Here is a 14,072-nt window from a genome sequence, read left to right as displayed (position 1 = left end):
CCGACCGGACGTCACATGGGGCGCAACGCCCCGTCCGGCGAGGAGGACTGGCCGGGCAGCCGGTTCGGGGGCGGTGTCGCGTCCGCGGTGTTGACGCGCGGAAGCGCGTACGGGTGCTCCTTGGCCAGCCAGCGGACCATCTGCTCGCGGACCGTGACCCGGACCGTCCAGATGTCGTCGGCGTCCTTCGCCGTGACCAGGGCCCGCACCTGCATGGTGTTCGGGGTGGTGTCCGTGACGTCCAGACCGCAGGCGCGGCCGTCCCAGGCCGGGCACTCGCGGAGGATGTCCCGCAGCTTCTCGCGCATCGCGTCCACCGGTGCCGTGTGGTCGACGTGCCAGTAGACGATGCCGGTCATCTGCGGGGTGCCGCGCGACCAGTTCTCGAACGGCTTCGAGGTGAAGTACGAGACCGGCATGGTGATCCGGCGCTCGTCCCAGGTCCGCACCGTCAGGAACGTCAGCGTGATCTCCTCGACGGTGCCCCACTCGCCGTCCACCACGACCGTGTCGCCGATGCGCACCATGTCGCCGAAGGCGATCTGAAGCCCCGCGAACATGTTGCTGAGCGTCGACTGGGCGGCCACACCGGCGACGATGCCGAGGATGCCCGCCGAGGCCAGCAGCGAGGCACCCGCCGCCCGCATCGCCGGGAAGGTCAGCAGCATCGCCGCCACCGCCACCACCCCGACGACGGCCGACACCACCCGCATGATCAGCGAGACCTGGGTGCGCACCCGTCGCACCCTGGCCGGGTCGCGGTGCACGCGCGCGTAGCGGGAGTACGAGGTCTCCACGACCGCCGCCGCGATCCGGATCACCAGCCAGGCGGCCGAGCCGATCAGCACCAGGGTGAGCACCTGGCCGATGCCGGTCCGGTGGTCCTGCAGCAGCTTGGCCTCGTCGTACGACCCTCTCAGCATCGCCGCGCACAGCACGAGCTGGTACGGAATGCGGCCACGGCGCAGCAGACCCCACAGCGGGGTCTCCGGGTGCCGTCCGTCGGCCTTGGACAGCAGACGGTCGGTGGCCCAGCCGATGAGCACTGTCAGTACGACCGAACCGCCGACCACGATCACGGGGCGGAGCAGGTTCTCCATGTCTTCGAACGTAACCGCGTCCGCGGGACCTTGAACATGTTGTTTCCGTGAGGGGGCGCACGCTCAGCGTTGTCAGTGCAGGCTGGCACCATGGGCGCATGAACATCATGCTCTTTCACTCGACCTACGGACTGCGTCCCGCCGTGCGCGCGGCGGCGGACCGGCTGCGCGCGGCCGGCCACGAGGTGTGGACGCCGGACCTCTTCGAGGGGCGCACGTTCGAGACGGCCGAGGAGGGCATGGCCCACAAGGAGGAGATCGGCAAGGACGAGCTGCTGAAGAGAGCCGTCCTGGCGGCCGCGCCCTACTCGGAGAGAGGGCTGGTGTACGCCGGCTTCTCGCTGGGCGCGTCGATCGCGCAGACCCTGGCCCTCGGCGACGAGAAGACGCGCGGTCTGCTCCTGCTGCACGGCACCTCGGACCTCGCGCCGAACGTCTCGGTGGACGAGCTCCCGGTCCAGCTGCACGTGGCCGAGCCGGACCCGTTCGAGACCGACGACTGGCTGAGCGCCTGGTATCTGCAGATGGGCAGAGCGGGCGCCGACGTGGAGATCTACCGGTACGCGGGGGCCGGGCACCTCTACACCGACCCCGACCTCCCGGACTACGACGCGGAGGCCGCCGAGGCCACCTGGCGGGTGGCGCTCGGCTTCCTCGACACGCTGTAGGAGACGGGCAGCCGCCTACACCGGGTCGTACGTCCGTTCCACCTTCTGCGTGCCGCTGCGCGTGCGGTACGAGCGGGACCAGGAGGAGGTCGCGGTGGGGCTGGTGCGGTCGGACAGGACGTAGTAGTCCATCTGCGCGCGGGCCGGGGTGATGTCCAGCACGCCGTAGCCGTGGCGGTCGGTGTCGACGAAGTGGACGTGCCGGTTGGCCGCCCGGATGATCGGCGACGCGAGGGCGGTGAGGGTGCCCTCGGGGACCTTCACGATGTCGTCGAGGTTGTCGGAGGTCACCGAGGTGACCACGAACTCCGTGGCGGCCGACGCCGACAGCGGATACGTCCCGGCGTCCACGGGCACGTCGTTGGCCCACGCCATGTGGATGTCACCGGTCAGGAAGACGGTGTTGCCGATGGCGTTGGAGCGCAGATGGGCCAGGAGTTCACGGCGGTCGTCGGTGTAGCCGTCCCACTGGTCGGTGTTGAGGGCCAGGCCCTCCTGGGGCAGGCCGAGCAGCTTGGCGAGCGGCTTGAGCAGGTCCGCCGAGAGAGAGCCGATGGCGAACGGCGAGATCATCACCGAGTTGCCGACCAGCCGCCAGGTGGTGTCGGACGCCTTCAGCCCGGCCTTCAGCCAGTCGAGCTGGGCGCGGCCGGTGATCGTGCGGTCCGGGTCGTCGACCTCGCCGTTGCCGACCGACACCTGCTGGGAGCGGAAGGTGCGCAGGTCGAGCAGGGACAGATCGGCGAGCTTGCCGAAGCGCAGCCGGCGGTAGGTGGTGCCCGCGATCGCCGGGCGGACCGGCATCCACTCGAAGTAGGCCTGCTTCGCCGCCGCCTGACGGGCCGACCAGGTGCCCTCGGTGCCCTCGGTGTGGTTCTCCGCGCCGCCCGACCAGGTGTCGTTGGCGAACTCGTGGTCGTCCCAGATCGCGACGACCGGCGCCTTGGCGTGCAGGGCCTGCAGATCGGGGTCCGTCTTGTACTTGCCGTGCCGGGTGCGGTAGTCGGCGAGCGTGAGGATCTCGTGCGTGGGCGAGGTCTGCCGTACGACGGTGCCGCGCGCCCCGTACTCGCCGGTGCCGTACTCGTAGATGTAGTCGCCGAGGTGCAGCCAGGCGTCCAGGTCGCCGCGGGCGGCGAGATGGCGGTACGAGGAGAAGTAGCCGGCCTCCCAGTTGGCGCAGGAGACCACGCCGAACCTGAGGCCCGTGACGGCCGCGTCCGCCGCCGGCGCGGTGCGGGTGCGCGCCACCGGGGAGTCGGTGCCGCCGGCCGAGAAGCGGAACCAGTAGTCGGTGGCCGGTGCCAGGCCGCGGATGTCGGCCTTGACGGTGTGGTCGGAGGCGGCGGTGGCGGTGGTGGAGCCCTTGGTGACGACGTTCGTGAACGCTTTGTCCGTGGCGACGGTCCAGCTGACCTCGGTATCCGGACCGAGCCCGGAGCCGGGTGTCGCCTCGGCGGTGGGCGTCACCCGGGTCCACAGCAGGACGCCGTCGGGCAGCGGGTCGCCGGAGGCGAGGCCGTGCAGGAACGCGGGGGCCTCGGCGGCGCGGGCGGGCAGCGCGGCGACGAGCGGGCCGGCCAGCACAGCAGTCGCCGCCGCGGCCTTGACGACCGTACGGCGGCGTGGGGACAGCGAGTCGGGGCGCTCTGACGGGGTGTCGGCGCTCTCGGGTGATCTGTATCGACTGGTCACGGGCGATGAGATTACTGACCAGTACGACAAAAGAGCGGGCGAACGTGTAAATGTTCGCCCGCTCTTTGACTGTGTGTCGGACTACGCCTTGAGCGCGGCCTCGATCGCCGTGTTGAAGTCGGCGACCGTCATCGGGGCGTTCTGCCCGTCCGAGCCGGTCAGCGTCTTGCCGTCCATCTTCAGGGTCGGCGTGCCCGTGACGCCGCTGTCGTCGAAGGTCTTGGACATCTCCAGGGCCCAGCGGTCGTAGGTGCCGTTCTTCACGGCGTCCTGGAACTTGGTGTTGCCCTTCAGCGCCGAGACGGTGTCCGCCACCTTGATCAGGTAGGAGTCGTCCTTGAACTTGTCGTCGCTCTCCTCGGGGTGGTACTTCGCCGAGTACAGCGCCGTCTTGTACTCGAGGAACGCCTCGGGGCTGACGTTGAGCGCGGCGCCCAGGGCGCTGAGCGCGTTCTTGGAGCCCTCGCCGGTCAGGCTGCGGTCGAGGAAGGTGGCGCCGACGTACTGGAGCTTGAACTTGCCGTCGTCGTAGTCCTTCTTCACCGTCTCGCCGACGGTCTGCTCGAACTGGGCGCAGATCGGGCAGCGCGGGTCCTCGTACATCACGAGGGTCTTCTTGGCGCTCGCCTTGCCGATGACGACCGTCGTGCCGTTCTTGCCGCTGGTGTTGGCCGGCTTGACCAGCGTCGCGGTCTTGGCCTCCTCCCAGTAGGTCGGCTTGTTGGCCTGCACGACGGCGTAACCTATGCCGCCGGCCGCGGCCAGCACGCCGACCGCGGAGGCGGCGACGATGATCTGCCGCTTGGCCTTGGCCCGCTTGGCCTGCTTCTCGCGCTCGATGCGCAGCCGCTCCCGGGCCGCCGTCTTCGCCGCCTGGGTGTTCCGCTTGCTCATGTCGGTGTTCTCCATCGGGGACGCGCACGGTCGTGCGCGGATACGTGTGAGGGACTGCTCGTGCTCGGCGGGGGCGCCGGGCCGTGCCGCTCAGGCGGCGAGGGCGAGGGCGGCCGGGCGCGGTGGTCCGCGCCGGCCCAGGGAGTGCACGAGGATCCGGTCCCGGGCGGTGGCCGTACGGTGCGCGGGCCGCGGCAGGCGGCGGGCCGCCGGGGCGCGTCGTACGGTCACGGAGGCGACCGCCAGCAGCAGCGGCCGGAAGGTGGTCGCGCCGGCCGCCCGCAGCAGCTGGGCCAGCGCCCGCTCGCCCCGGCGCAGCCAGGCGGCCGCGATCAGACCGACGGTGAGGTGCGCGGCGAGCAGCAGCCAGGCGGTGACCGGGTCGGAGTGGGCCATCAGGCCGCCGAGCCGGTCGGGGTCGGCGCCCGTGACCTGGGCCAGCGGGCTGCCGACCCGGCTGCCATTGCCGCACAGCACGTCCCAGCCGACCGAGGCCAGCGGGCCGGCGACGGGGCCGCCGGCCCGGCCGTAGCAGACGTGCTGGCCGGTGGTGAAGATCGTGTCGGCCGCCAGCTCCAGCGGGATCAGCAGGGCGGCGATCCGCCCGAAGCCGCGCTCGCGGCCCGCGAGGGCGTACGCGAGGACGAACACGGCGGCCGCGACGACGGCCACCGTGTTGAACGGCAGCGGGGCCCGGGACAGCAGGACGTGCGACGCGGTGCTGAGCGTCACGACGACCGCCGTGAACAGCGCCGCGCGTACGGCTCTGAGTCGGGTCCCGGATATGTCCATTGCGCAGGAAGTGTGTCACGGGCGCCCGTAAGAGACCCCTAAAAGGTCCCTGTGAGAAGCCCGACTGTTAGAGACCTGTTGTCAAGTCCCGGTGTCGGAGGGGCCTGGTGTCAGAGACCGGGGATCCGGCCGTTGCGGAACAGGTCGACGAAGATCTGGTGGTCCGTGCGCGCGCGTGCGCCGTAGCTGTGTGCGAAGTCCACCAGGAGCGGCGCGAAGCCCTCCTCGTCGGCCGCGATGGCCGCGTCGATGGCCCGCTCCGTGGAGAACGGCACCAGGGACTCGCCGGAGGTGTCGTCCGCCGCCGCGTGCATCGTGGCCGTGGCGCGGCCCAGGTCGGCGACGACGCCCGCGATCTCCTCGAGGTCGTCGATGTCGCCCCAGTCCAGGTCGACCGCGTACGGCGAGACCTCGGCGACGAGCTGGCCCGCGCCGCCCAGCTCGGTCCAGCCCAGCCACGGGTCGGCGTGCGCCTGCAGGGCGCGCTGGGAGATGACCGTGCGGTGGCCCTCGTGCTGGAAGTAGCCGCGGATCGCCGGGTCGGTGATGTGCCGGGAGACGGCCGGGGTCTGGGCCTGCTTGATGTAGATCACGACGTCGTTCTCCAACGCGTCGCTGTGACCCTCCAGCAGGATGTTGTACGACGGCAGACCGGCCGAGCCGATCCCGATGCCGCGGCGGCCGACGACGTCCTTCACGCGGTAGGAGTCCGGGCGGGCCAGGGACGTCTCCGGCAGGGTCTCCAGATAGCCGTCGAAGGCCGCGAGGACCTTGTAGCGGGTGGCCGCGTCCAGCTCGATGGAGCCGCCGCCGGGCGCGAAGCGGCGCTCGAAGTCGCGGATCTCCGTCATTGAGTCCAGGAGGCCGAAGCGGGTGAGGGAGCGGGCGTCGCGCAGCGCGTCCAGGAGCGGGCCCTGGGCGGTGTCCAGGGTGAACGGCGGCACCTCGTCGCTCTTGGCGCCGGAGGCCAGCGCGTGGATGCGCTCGCGGTACGCGCCCGCGTACACCTGCACCAGCTCGGTGATCTGTTCGTCACTGAGCGCCTTCGCGTACCCGATGAGGGCGATCGAGGCGGAGAAGCGCTTGAGGTCCCAGGTGAAGGGGCCGACGTACGCCTCGTCGAAGTCGTTGACGTTGAAGATCAGCCGGCCGTTGGCGTCCATGTACGTGCCGAAGTTCTCCGCGTGAAGGTCGCCGTGGATCCACACGCGCGAGGTGCGCTCGTCCAGGAACGGCCCGCTGTATATCTTCCCGCCACCCCGCCCGGCGTTCTCCGCGTCCAGATCGTGGTAGAAGAGCGCCGCCGTGCCCCGGTAGAACGCGAACGCCGAGGCCGCCATCTTGCGGAACTTCACGCGGAACGCGGCCGGGTCGGCGGCCAGGAGCTCGCCGAACGCGGTGTCGAAGACGGCGAGGATCTCCTCGCCCCTGTGCTCCTCGTTGAGCTGCGGGACCGACATCGCGGGTGCCTCCTGGTGCATGACATGTACGACAGCGTTTCTGTCGTCTCCAACGGCGGGGGCCGCGCGAAAGTGCCCGCGGACCCCGGTGTGAAGGTACGCGGGGAAGCGGCCCGAGTGTCAGTGGCGAGGCATAGACTTCGACGCTGACCCCCGGACTGTCCGCCCGCCCGTCGTCGAGCGTTTCCCTTGGAGGCCACGCCGTGTCAAAGCCGCCGTTCACGCACCTGCACGTCCACACCCAGTACTCGCTGCTGGACGGTGCCGCGCGGCTGAAGGACATGTTCAACGCGTGCAACGAGATGGGCATGACCCACATCGCCATGTCCGACCACGGCAACCTCCACGGGGCGTACGACTTCTTCCACACCGCGAAGAAGGCCGGAATCACCCCGATCATCGGCATCGAGGCGTATGTCGCCCCCGAGTCGCGGCGCAACAAGCGCAAGATCCAGTGGGGCCAGCCGCACCAGAAGCGGGACGACGTCTCCGGTTCCGGTGGTTACACCCACAAGACGATCTGGGCGGCGAACGCGACGGGCCTGCACAACCTCTTCCGCCTCTCCTCCGACGCGTACGCCGAGGGCTGGCTCCAGAAGTGGCCGCGCATGGACAAGGAGACCATCGCCAAGTGGTCCGAGGGGCTCATCGCCTCCACCGGCTGCCCCTCCGGCGAGCTCCAGACCCGGCTGCGCCTCGGCCAGTACGACGAGGCACTGAAGGCGGCCGCCGACTACCAGGACATCTTCGGCAAGGACCGCTACTTCCTGGAGCTGATGGACCACGGCATCGACATCGAGCACCGGGTCCGCGACGGCCTCCTGGACATCGGCAAGAAGCTCGGCATCCCGCCCCTCGTGACGAACGACTCGCACTACACGTACGCGCACGAGGCGACCGCGCACGACGCGCTGCTGTGCATCCAGACCGGCAAGAACCTCTCCGACCCGGACCGCTTCAAGTTCGACGGCACCGGTTACTACCTGAAGTCCACGGACGAGATGTACGCCATCGACTCCTCGGACGCCTGGCAGGAGGGCTGCGCCAACACGCTCCTGGTGGCCGAGCAGGTCGACACGACCGGCATGTTCGAGGCCAGGAACCTCATGCCGAAGTTCGACATCCCCGACGGCTACACCGAGGTCACCTGGTTCCGCGAGGAGACCATGCGGGGCATGCACCGCCGCTTCCCCGAGGGCATCCCGGACGACCGCATGAAGCAGGTCGAGTACGAGATGGACACCATCATCTCGATGGGCTTCCCGGGGTACTTCCTCGTCGTCGCCGACTTCATCATGTGGGCCAAGAAGCAGGGCATCGCCGTCGGCCCCGGCCGAGGCTCCGCGGCCGGCTCGATCGTCGCGTACGCGATGGGTATCACCGACCTCGACCCGATCCCGCACGGTCTGATCTTCGAGCGGTTCCTCAACCCCGAGCGCATCTCGATGCCCGACGTCGACATCGACTTCGACGAGCGTCGGCGCGTCGAGGTGATCAGGTACGTGACCGAGAAATACGGCGCCGACAAGGTCGCCATGATCGGCACCTACGGCAAGATCAAGGCCAAGAACGCGATCAAGGACTCCGCGCGCGTGCTGGGCTACCCGTACGCGATGGGCGACCGCCTCACCAAGGCCATGCCCGCCGACGTCCTCGGCAAGGGCATCGACCTCAACGGCATCACCGACCCCTCACACCCCCGCTACAGCGAGGCGGGCGAGATCCGGGCGATGTACGAGAACGAGCCCGACGTGAAGAAGGTCATCGACACCGCCAAGGGCGTCGAGGGCCTGGTCCGGCAGATGGGTGTGCACGCCGCCGGCGTGATCATGTCCAGCGAGACCATCACCGAGCACGTCCCCGTCTGGGTGCGGCACACCGACGGCGTGACCATCACCCAGTGGGACTACCCGAGCTGTGAGTCGCTCGGCCTGCTGAAGATGGACTTCCTCGGCCTGCGCAACCTCACGATCATGGACGACGCCGTCAAGATGGTGAAGTCCAACAAGGACGTCGACATCGACCTCCTCGCCCTGCCGCTCGACGACCCGACGACCTTCGAACTGCTCCAGCGCGGCGACACCCTCGGCGTCTTCCAGTTCGACGGCGGCCCCATGCGCTCGCTGCTGCGCCTGATGAAGCCCGACAACTTCGAAGACATCTCCGCCGTCTCGGCGCTCTACCGTCCCGGCCCGATGGGCATGGACTCGCACACCAACTACGCGCTGCGCAAGAACAAGCTCCAGGAGATCACCCCGATCCACAAGGAGCTGGAGGAGCCCCTCGAGGAGGTCCTGGCCGTCACCTACGGCCTGATCGTCTACCAGGAGCAGGTGCAGAAGGCCGCCCAGATCATCGCCGGCTACTCGCTCGGCGAGGCCGACATCCTCCGCCGCGTGATGGGCAAGAAGAAGCCCGAGGAACTGGCGAAGAACTTCACCATCTTCCAGGCCGGCGCCCAGAAGAACGGCTACAGCGACGAGGCCATCCAGGCCCTGTGGGACGTCCTGGTGCCGTTCGCCGGCTACGCCTTCAACAAGGCCCACTCGGCCGCGTACGGACTGGTCTCCTACTGGACCGCCTACCTGAAGGCGAACTACCCGGCCGAGTACATGGCCGCGCTGCTCACCTCGGTCAAGGACGACAAGGATAAGTCCGCGATCTATCTGAACGAATGCCGGCGCATGGGCATCAAGGTGCTGCCGCCGAACGTCAACGAGTCGGTGCACAACTTCGCCGCCCAGGGTGACGACGTCATCCTCTTCGGCCTCGAAGCCGTCCGCAATGTCGGTACGAACGTCGTCGAGTCGATCATCAAGAGCCGCAAGGCCAAGGGGAAGTACGCCTCCTTCCCCGACTACCTCGACAAGGTCGAGGCGGTCGCCTGCAACAAGCGCACCACGGAGTCGCTGATCAAGGCGGGCGCGTTCGACACGATGGGGCACACCCGCAAGGGCCTCACCGCCCAGTTCGAGCCGATGATCGACAACGTGGTCGCGGTCAAGCGCAAGGAGGCCGAGGGCCAGTTCGACCTCTTCGGCGGCATGGGCGAGGAGGAGAGCAGCGAGCCCGGCTTCGGACTCGACGTGACCTTCACCGACGAGGAGTGGGACAAGACCTATCTGCTCGCCCAGGAGCGGGAGATGCTCGGTCTCTACGTCTCCGACCACCCGCTCTTCGGCCTGGAGCACGTGCTGTCCGACAAGGCGGACGCGGGCATCGCCCAGCTCACCGGAGGTGAGCACGCCGACGGCGCGGTGGTGACCATCGGCGGCATCATCTCGGGCCTGCAGCGCAAGATGACCAAGCAGGGCAACGCCTGGGCGATCGCCACCGTGGAGGACCTCGCCGGCTCCATCGAGTGCATGTTCTTCCCGGCGACCTACCAGTTGGTGTCGACCCAACTCGTCGAGGACGCCGTCGTCTTCGTCAAGGGCCGCCTCGACAAGCGCGAGGACGTGCCCCGCCTCGTCGCGATGGAGCTGATGATCCCCGACCTGTCGAACGCGGGCACCAACGCGCCGGTGATCCTCACCATCCCGGCCACGCGGGTCACCCCGCCGATGGTCAGCCGCCTCAACGAGATCCTCACCCACCACAAGGGTGACAGCGAGGTCCGGATCAAGCTCCAGGGCCCGACCAGGACGACCGTCCTGCGCCTGGACCGGCACCGGGTCAAGCCCGACCCGGCGCTGTTCGGCGATCTGAAGGTGCTGCTCGGCCCGTCCTGCCTGGCGGGCTGACCACAGGACCCAGGGCATCAAGCGCGAGGGGCGCGTCCGGTTCCGGACGCGCCCCTCGGTGTGCCTGGGCTGCAACAGCCCGCTGCGCGGATGTCAGTTGTGCCCGAACCGCTTCTGCCGGCCCTTGCGGGCGACGTCCGCCGGGGTCACCTGCGAGATCCGCTGCTCGGCCTGCTCCTGCATCGAGGACTGCTGGGCCTGCTGCTGACCACGCTCGGCCTGCGGCTGTTTACGGTCCTGCTTCTTGTTCTTGGCCATGGGGATCTGCCTCCTGCGGGGGATGTAGGGACCAGGGCCGCGACCAGATTCACATAGGCTGACTTAAGGCGCATTTCGGATAATTACCGTCCGTGACAGGGGTTCTCGGAGCGCATCGCCCCGAAACGCCACGCCGAAGATCGAGTTCGGGCCGTTAACCCCCGCATGGTCGGGCAGACTCGAAGGAAGCCCAAGCAAACCTCCCGGGAAGAGGGTGAGTCGTGTGGACCGCTGCATCGTCCTGGTGGACGCCGGGTATCTGCTGGGGGCCGCCGCGAGTCTCCTCGCCGGAGAACCCTCGCGGTCCCGGATCACCGTCGACCACTCCGCCCTCGTCCAGGGCCTGCGCGAACAGGCCGAGTCCGACACCGAACGGCCACTGCTGCGCATCTACTGGTTCGACGGCGCCCCCGACCGCGTCCCCCAGCCCGAGCACCGCAGGCTGCGGGTGATGCCCCGGGTCACCGTCCGGCTGGGCGCCCTGACCCGCAGCGACGGACGGTGGGCCCAGAAGGGCGTCGACGCCGCCATGCACGCCGAACTGACCGAGCTGGCCCGCAACCGCGCCTGCTCCGACGTCGTCCTCGTCACCGGCGACGGCGACCTGCTGCCCGGCATGATGGCCGCCAAGGAGCACGGCGTCGCCGTCCACCTGTGGGCCGTCCAGGCCGCCGACGGCGACTACAACCAGTCCGAGGACCTGGTCGCGGAAGCCGACGAACGGCGCGTCCTGGACCGTACGTGGATCACCAAGGCCGTCCGCGCCAAGGAACTCGGCGGGGTGTGCGCACCGCCGCCCGTACCCCGGCCCGAGATCGCCGCGATCCTCTCCGCGCCGCTGCCCGACGCCGGTCTCGCCCCCGCCGCCGAGCGCTCCTCCGAGGAGCCCGAGCACGCCACCGCGGCTGCCGCCGACCCCACCGGCGCGCAGGAGCGCGTGCCCGCGGCCAAGGGCGTCCCCACCCCCAAGGACCTGGCCGCGCTGCGCGCGCCCGGCACCCACCCCGCCCCGCACCCCGCCACCGCCACCCTGCGCTGGTCCTCCGACAAGGGCTGGGTCGACCGGCCCGGTGTCGTCGCCGAGCCCTCCGAGGTCGCCTCCATGCCGACGCTGGCCCAGCTGACCACGGCGGAGCAGCGGTGGGCGGACCGCGAGGAGGACATCACCACCGTCGGCGGCGACCCGTACGAGGTGGGGCAGGTCTTCGCCCGCCGGTGGATGGGGCGCCTCGGCGACCAGGGCCATCTGCAGAAGCTGTCCGGCATGTACCCGCGGATCCCGCACCGCATCGACGGCGAGCTCCTGCGCTACGCGGCACGCTTCGGACTGCTCGCGCACAAGGACGACCAGATCGACGAGCACGACCGCTACGCCATCCGGGCGGGCTTCTGGCGCGAGGTCGACGTCCGGACCGCCGCCGAGCACGCGCCCGCGGGGGACTGACGGGGACCGAACCGGGCACTCGGGGCGCCCCCAACGGCGAGCGGGCCGCCCCGACCCCGTAGTCTCGTCCCTTGTGAGTACGCGCGCGGCACCGGCCAACCGGCACAGGGACGAGGTCGTGTGCGCCGTGCGCGGACTGACCAAGACCTATCCGGCGGTACGGGGCCGGCGCGGCACCCCGGCAACCCCCGAGGTCCGGGCCACCGACGACGTGGAGCTGGACATCCGCCGCGGTGAGATCTTCGGGCTGCTCGGCCCGAACGGCGCCGGCAAGTCCACCCTCGTACGACAGATGACCGGGCTGATGCGGCCCGACACGGGCACCGTGGAGATCCTCGGGCACGACATCGTGCGCCACCCCGAACGGGCCGCGCGCATCCTCGCCTACCTCGGCCAGGAGTCCACGGCACTAGACGAGCTGACCGTGTCGCTGGCCGCCGAGACGACCGGACGGCTGCGCGGCCTCGACGTACGGCAGGCCCGGCAGGAGCGGGACTCCGTCCTCGACGAGCTGGGGCTCACGCCGATCGCCGGGCGGGCGCTGCGCAAGCTGTCCGGCGGACAGCGCAGGCTGGCGTGCTTCGCGGCCGCGCTCGTGGGGGAGCGGCCGCTGCTGGTGCTGGACGAGCCGACCACCGGGATGGATCCGGTGGCGCGCCGGGCGGTCTGGTCGGCCGTGGACCGGCGGCGCGCCGAACGGGGGACCACGGTGCTGCTGGTCACCCACAACGTCATCGAGGCCGAGACCGTCCTCGACCGCGTCGCCGTCCTCGACAAGGGCCGGGTCATCGCCTGCGACACGCCCGCCGGACTCAAGGAACAGGTCGCCGGCGAGGTGCGGGTCGAGCTGGTGTGGCGGGAACGGGCGCCGCTGGACGTGCCCGAGGTCGCCGCGCTGCGGGAGCGGGCCGTGGAGTCCGGGCGCCGCTGGACGATGCGGCTGGCGCCCGACGAGGCCCGTGCGATCGTCGCCACCGTCACCGGCGGGGCCGCCTTCGCCGCCCTGGACGACTTCACCCTCGCCACGCCCAGCCTGGAGGACGTGTACCTGGCGTTGGGCGGGGCCGCACGGCAGGGGCTGGTGCGGGCATGAGCGCGGGGGCCCTCGGGGCCGTATCAGACGCAGACGGTGTCTCCGGGGCCGTGGGGGACGGTGTGAGAGTCGTAGCGAAGAGGAGCAGCGCCACGTGAGTGTCGTACCCGCCGAGGTTCTGCCCGGCAGCGCCCGCGCCGTCACCGGGACGGTCCGCGTGGCCGCCGAGCTGGGGCCGCGCGCGCGGATGTGGCCGTCGCTCGTGGCCGTGTACCGGGCGCAGCTGTCCCGGGCGCGGGTGGCGCGGATTCCGCTGCTGTTCGTGGCGACCTTCCAGTCGGTCGGCATCCTGATCATGATGCGGGGTGTCGTGGACGGGGGCAGCGAGGCGGAGGCGGTCGTCGCCGGGTCGGCGGTGCTCGTCGTCGCGTTCGTGGCGCTCAACCTGCTGGCGCAGTACTTCGGGCAGCTGCGGGCCAGCGGGGGGCTCGACCACTACGCGACGCTGCCGGTGCCGCCCGCGGCGGTGGTGCTGGGGGCGGCCGGGGCGTACGCCTCGTTCACCGTGCCGGGGACTTTGGTGACCGCGGTGTTCGGGTGTGTGCTGTTCGGGCTGCCGCTGACGCATCTGTGGGTGCTCGCGGCCGTCATCCCGCTGGCGGGCGCCGCGCTGTCCGGGCTCGGCGCGGCCTTCGGGCTGCTCGCGCCGCGGCCGGAGCTGGCCACCGTGCTGGGGCAGCTCGGGATGTCGGCGGCGCTGCTGCTCGGGGTGCTGCCGCCGGACCGGATGCCGGAGGCGGTGCGGTTCGCCCGGGATCTGCTGCCGTCGACGTACGGGGTCGAGGCGTTCGCGCGGACGTTCGGGCCCGATCCCGACTGGGCGCTGGTGCTCGGGGACCTCGCCGTGTGCGCCGGAGTGGGCGTCGTCTCGCTCGCCGTCGCCACCTGGGCGTACCGTCGGGCCGCCGTCCGGTGACGCGCCGCA

11 protein-coding genes are annotated in these 14,072 nt (G+C 70.4%); 5 read left to right on the top strand and 6 right to left on the bottom strand.

The window, feature by feature from the left end:
- Positions 1 to 11: 11 nt before the first annotated feature.
- Positions 12 to 1,100: a mechanosensitive ion channel family protein gene (locus ACIRF9_RS06180; protein ID WP_403817082.1), complete on the bottom strand. Its 1,089-nt coding sequence runs from the start codon at positions 1,098 to 1,100 to the stop codon at positions 12 to 14.
- Positions 1,101 to 1,198: 98 nt separating this feature from the next.
- Here ACIRF9_RS06180 and ACIRF9_RS06175 point away from each other — a divergent pair, with 98 nt between their 5' ends.
- Positions 1,199 to 1,768 carry a dienelactone hydrolase family protein gene (locus tag ACIRF9_RS06175; protein WP_403817079.1) on the top strand — a complete coding sequence of 190 codons (570 nt, stop codon included), beginning with the start codon at positions 1,199 to 1,201 and terminating at the stop codon, positions 1,766 to 1,768.
- Positions 1,769 to 1,783: 15 nt separating this feature from the next.
- Here ACIRF9_RS06175 and ACIRF9_RS06170 read toward each other — a convergent pair whose 3' ends face one another.
- The 4 genes from ACIRF9_RS06170 to ACIRF9_RS06155 all read right to left on the bottom strand — a co-directional run bounded on the left by ACIRF9_RS06170 (position 1,784) and on the right by ACIRF9_RS06155 (position 6,609).
- Entirely contained in the window at positions 1,784 to 3,463 is a 1,680-nt protein-coding gene (locus tag ACIRF9_RS06170; protein ID WP_403817076.1) for an alkaline phosphatase D family protein, read from the bottom strand.
- Positions 3,464 to 3,544: 81 nt separating this feature from the next.
- Complete coding sequence (locus tag ACIRF9_RS06165; protein WP_403817073.1) at positions 3,545 to 4,357, bottom strand: DsbA family protein; 813 nt, start codon at positions 4,355 to 4,357, stop codon at positions 3,545 to 3,547.
- A 90-nt stretch (positions 4,358 to 4,447) separates the two neighbouring features.
- Complete coding sequence (locus ACIRF9_RS06160) at positions 4,448 to 5,149, bottom strand: hypothetical protein (RefSeq protein WP_403817070.1); 702 nt, start codon at positions 5,147 to 5,149, stop codon at positions 4,448 to 4,450.
- Positions 5,150 to 5,259: 110 nt separating this feature from the next.
- Positions 5,260 to 6,609, bottom strand: coding sequence for a DUF2252 domain-containing protein (locus tag ACIRF9_RS06155; RefSeq protein WP_403817947.1), 1,350 nt, complete (start codon positions 6,607 to 6,609; stop codon positions 5,260 to 5,262).
- A gap of 203 nt (positions 6,610 to 6,812) precedes the next feature.
- Here ACIRF9_RS06155 and dnaE point away from each other — a divergent pair, with 203 nt between their 5' ends.
- Positions 6,813 to 10,352, top strand: a complete 3,540-nt coding sequence (gene dnaE / locus ACIRF9_RS06150) for a DNA polymerase III subunit alpha (protein WP_403817068.1) — start codon at positions 6,813 to 6,815, stop codon at positions 10,350 to 10,352.
- A gap of 93 nt (positions 10,353 to 10,445) precedes the next feature.
- Here dnaE and ACIRF9_RS06145 read toward each other — a convergent pair whose 3' ends face one another.
- Positions 10,446 to 10,610 (bottom strand): hypothetical protein, encoded by a 165-nt coding sequence (locus ACIRF9_RS06145; RefSeq protein ID WP_403817065.1) that lies wholly within the window; start codon positions 10,608 to 10,610, stop codon positions 10,446 to 10,448.
- A 223-nt stretch (positions 10,611 to 10,833) separates the two neighbouring features.
- Between ACIRF9_RS06145 and ACIRF9_RS06140 the strand changes: the two genes are divergently transcribed.
- From ACIRF9_RS06140 to ACIRF9_RS06130, 3 genes are all read left to right on the top strand, one after another.
- A complete protein-coding gene (locus ACIRF9_RS06140) occupies positions 10,834 to 12,054 on the top strand; it encodes an NYN domain-containing protein (protein WP_403817063.1) in 1,221 nt (406 codons plus the stop codon).
- 118 nt (positions 12,055 to 12,172) lie between these two features.
- Entirely contained in the window at positions 12,173 to 13,147 is a 975-nt protein-coding gene (locus ACIRF9_RS06135) for an ABC transporter ATP-binding protein (protein ID WP_403817944.1), read from the top strand.
- A gap of 94 nt (positions 13,148 to 13,241) precedes the next feature.
- Complete coding sequence (locus ACIRF9_RS06130) at positions 13,242 to 14,063, top strand: ABC transporter permease (protein WP_403817060.1); 822 nt, start codon at positions 13,242 to 13,244, stop codon at positions 14,061 to 14,063.
- The last annotated feature ends 9 nt before the right edge of the window (positions 14,064 to 14,072 follow it).

The organism is Streptomyces sp. NPDC096132 (assembly GCF_044763345.1).
Classification (GTDB): domain Bacteria; phylum Actinomycetota; class Actinomycetes; order Streptomycetales; family Streptomycetaceae; genus Streptomyces.
The sequence above is the reverse complement of the archived record's forward strand: the minus strand, read 5'-3'. Positions and strand labels throughout refer to the sequence as shown.

Bases quoted from the DNA above. Each gene is read 5' to 3' on its own strand.
- ACIRF9_RS06180 (WP_403817082.1), bottom strand. From the start codon at position 1,100: ATGGAGAACCTGCTCCGCCCCGTGATCGTGGTCGGCGGTTCGGTCGTA.
- ACIRF9_RS06175 (WP_403817079.1), top strand. From the start codon at position 1,199: ATGAACATCATGCTCTTTCACTCGACCTACGGACTGCGTCCCGCCGTG.
- ACIRF9_RS06165 (WP_403817073.1), bottom strand. From the start codon at position 4,357: ATGAGCAAGCGGAACACCCAGGCGGCGAAGACGGCGGCCCGGGAGCGG.
- ACIRF9_RS06160 (WP_403817070.1), bottom strand. From the start codon at position 5,149: ATGGACATATCCGGGACCCGACTCAGAGCCGTACGCGCGGCGCTGTTC.
- ACIRF9_RS06155 (WP_403817947.1), bottom strand. From the start codon at position 6,609: ATGTCGGTCCCGCAGCTCAACGAGGAGCACAGGGGCGAGGAGATCCTC.
- ACIRF9_RS06145 (WP_403817065.1), bottom strand. From the start codon at position 10,610: ATGGCCAAGAACAAGAAGCAGGACCGTAAACAGCCGCAGGCCGAGCGT.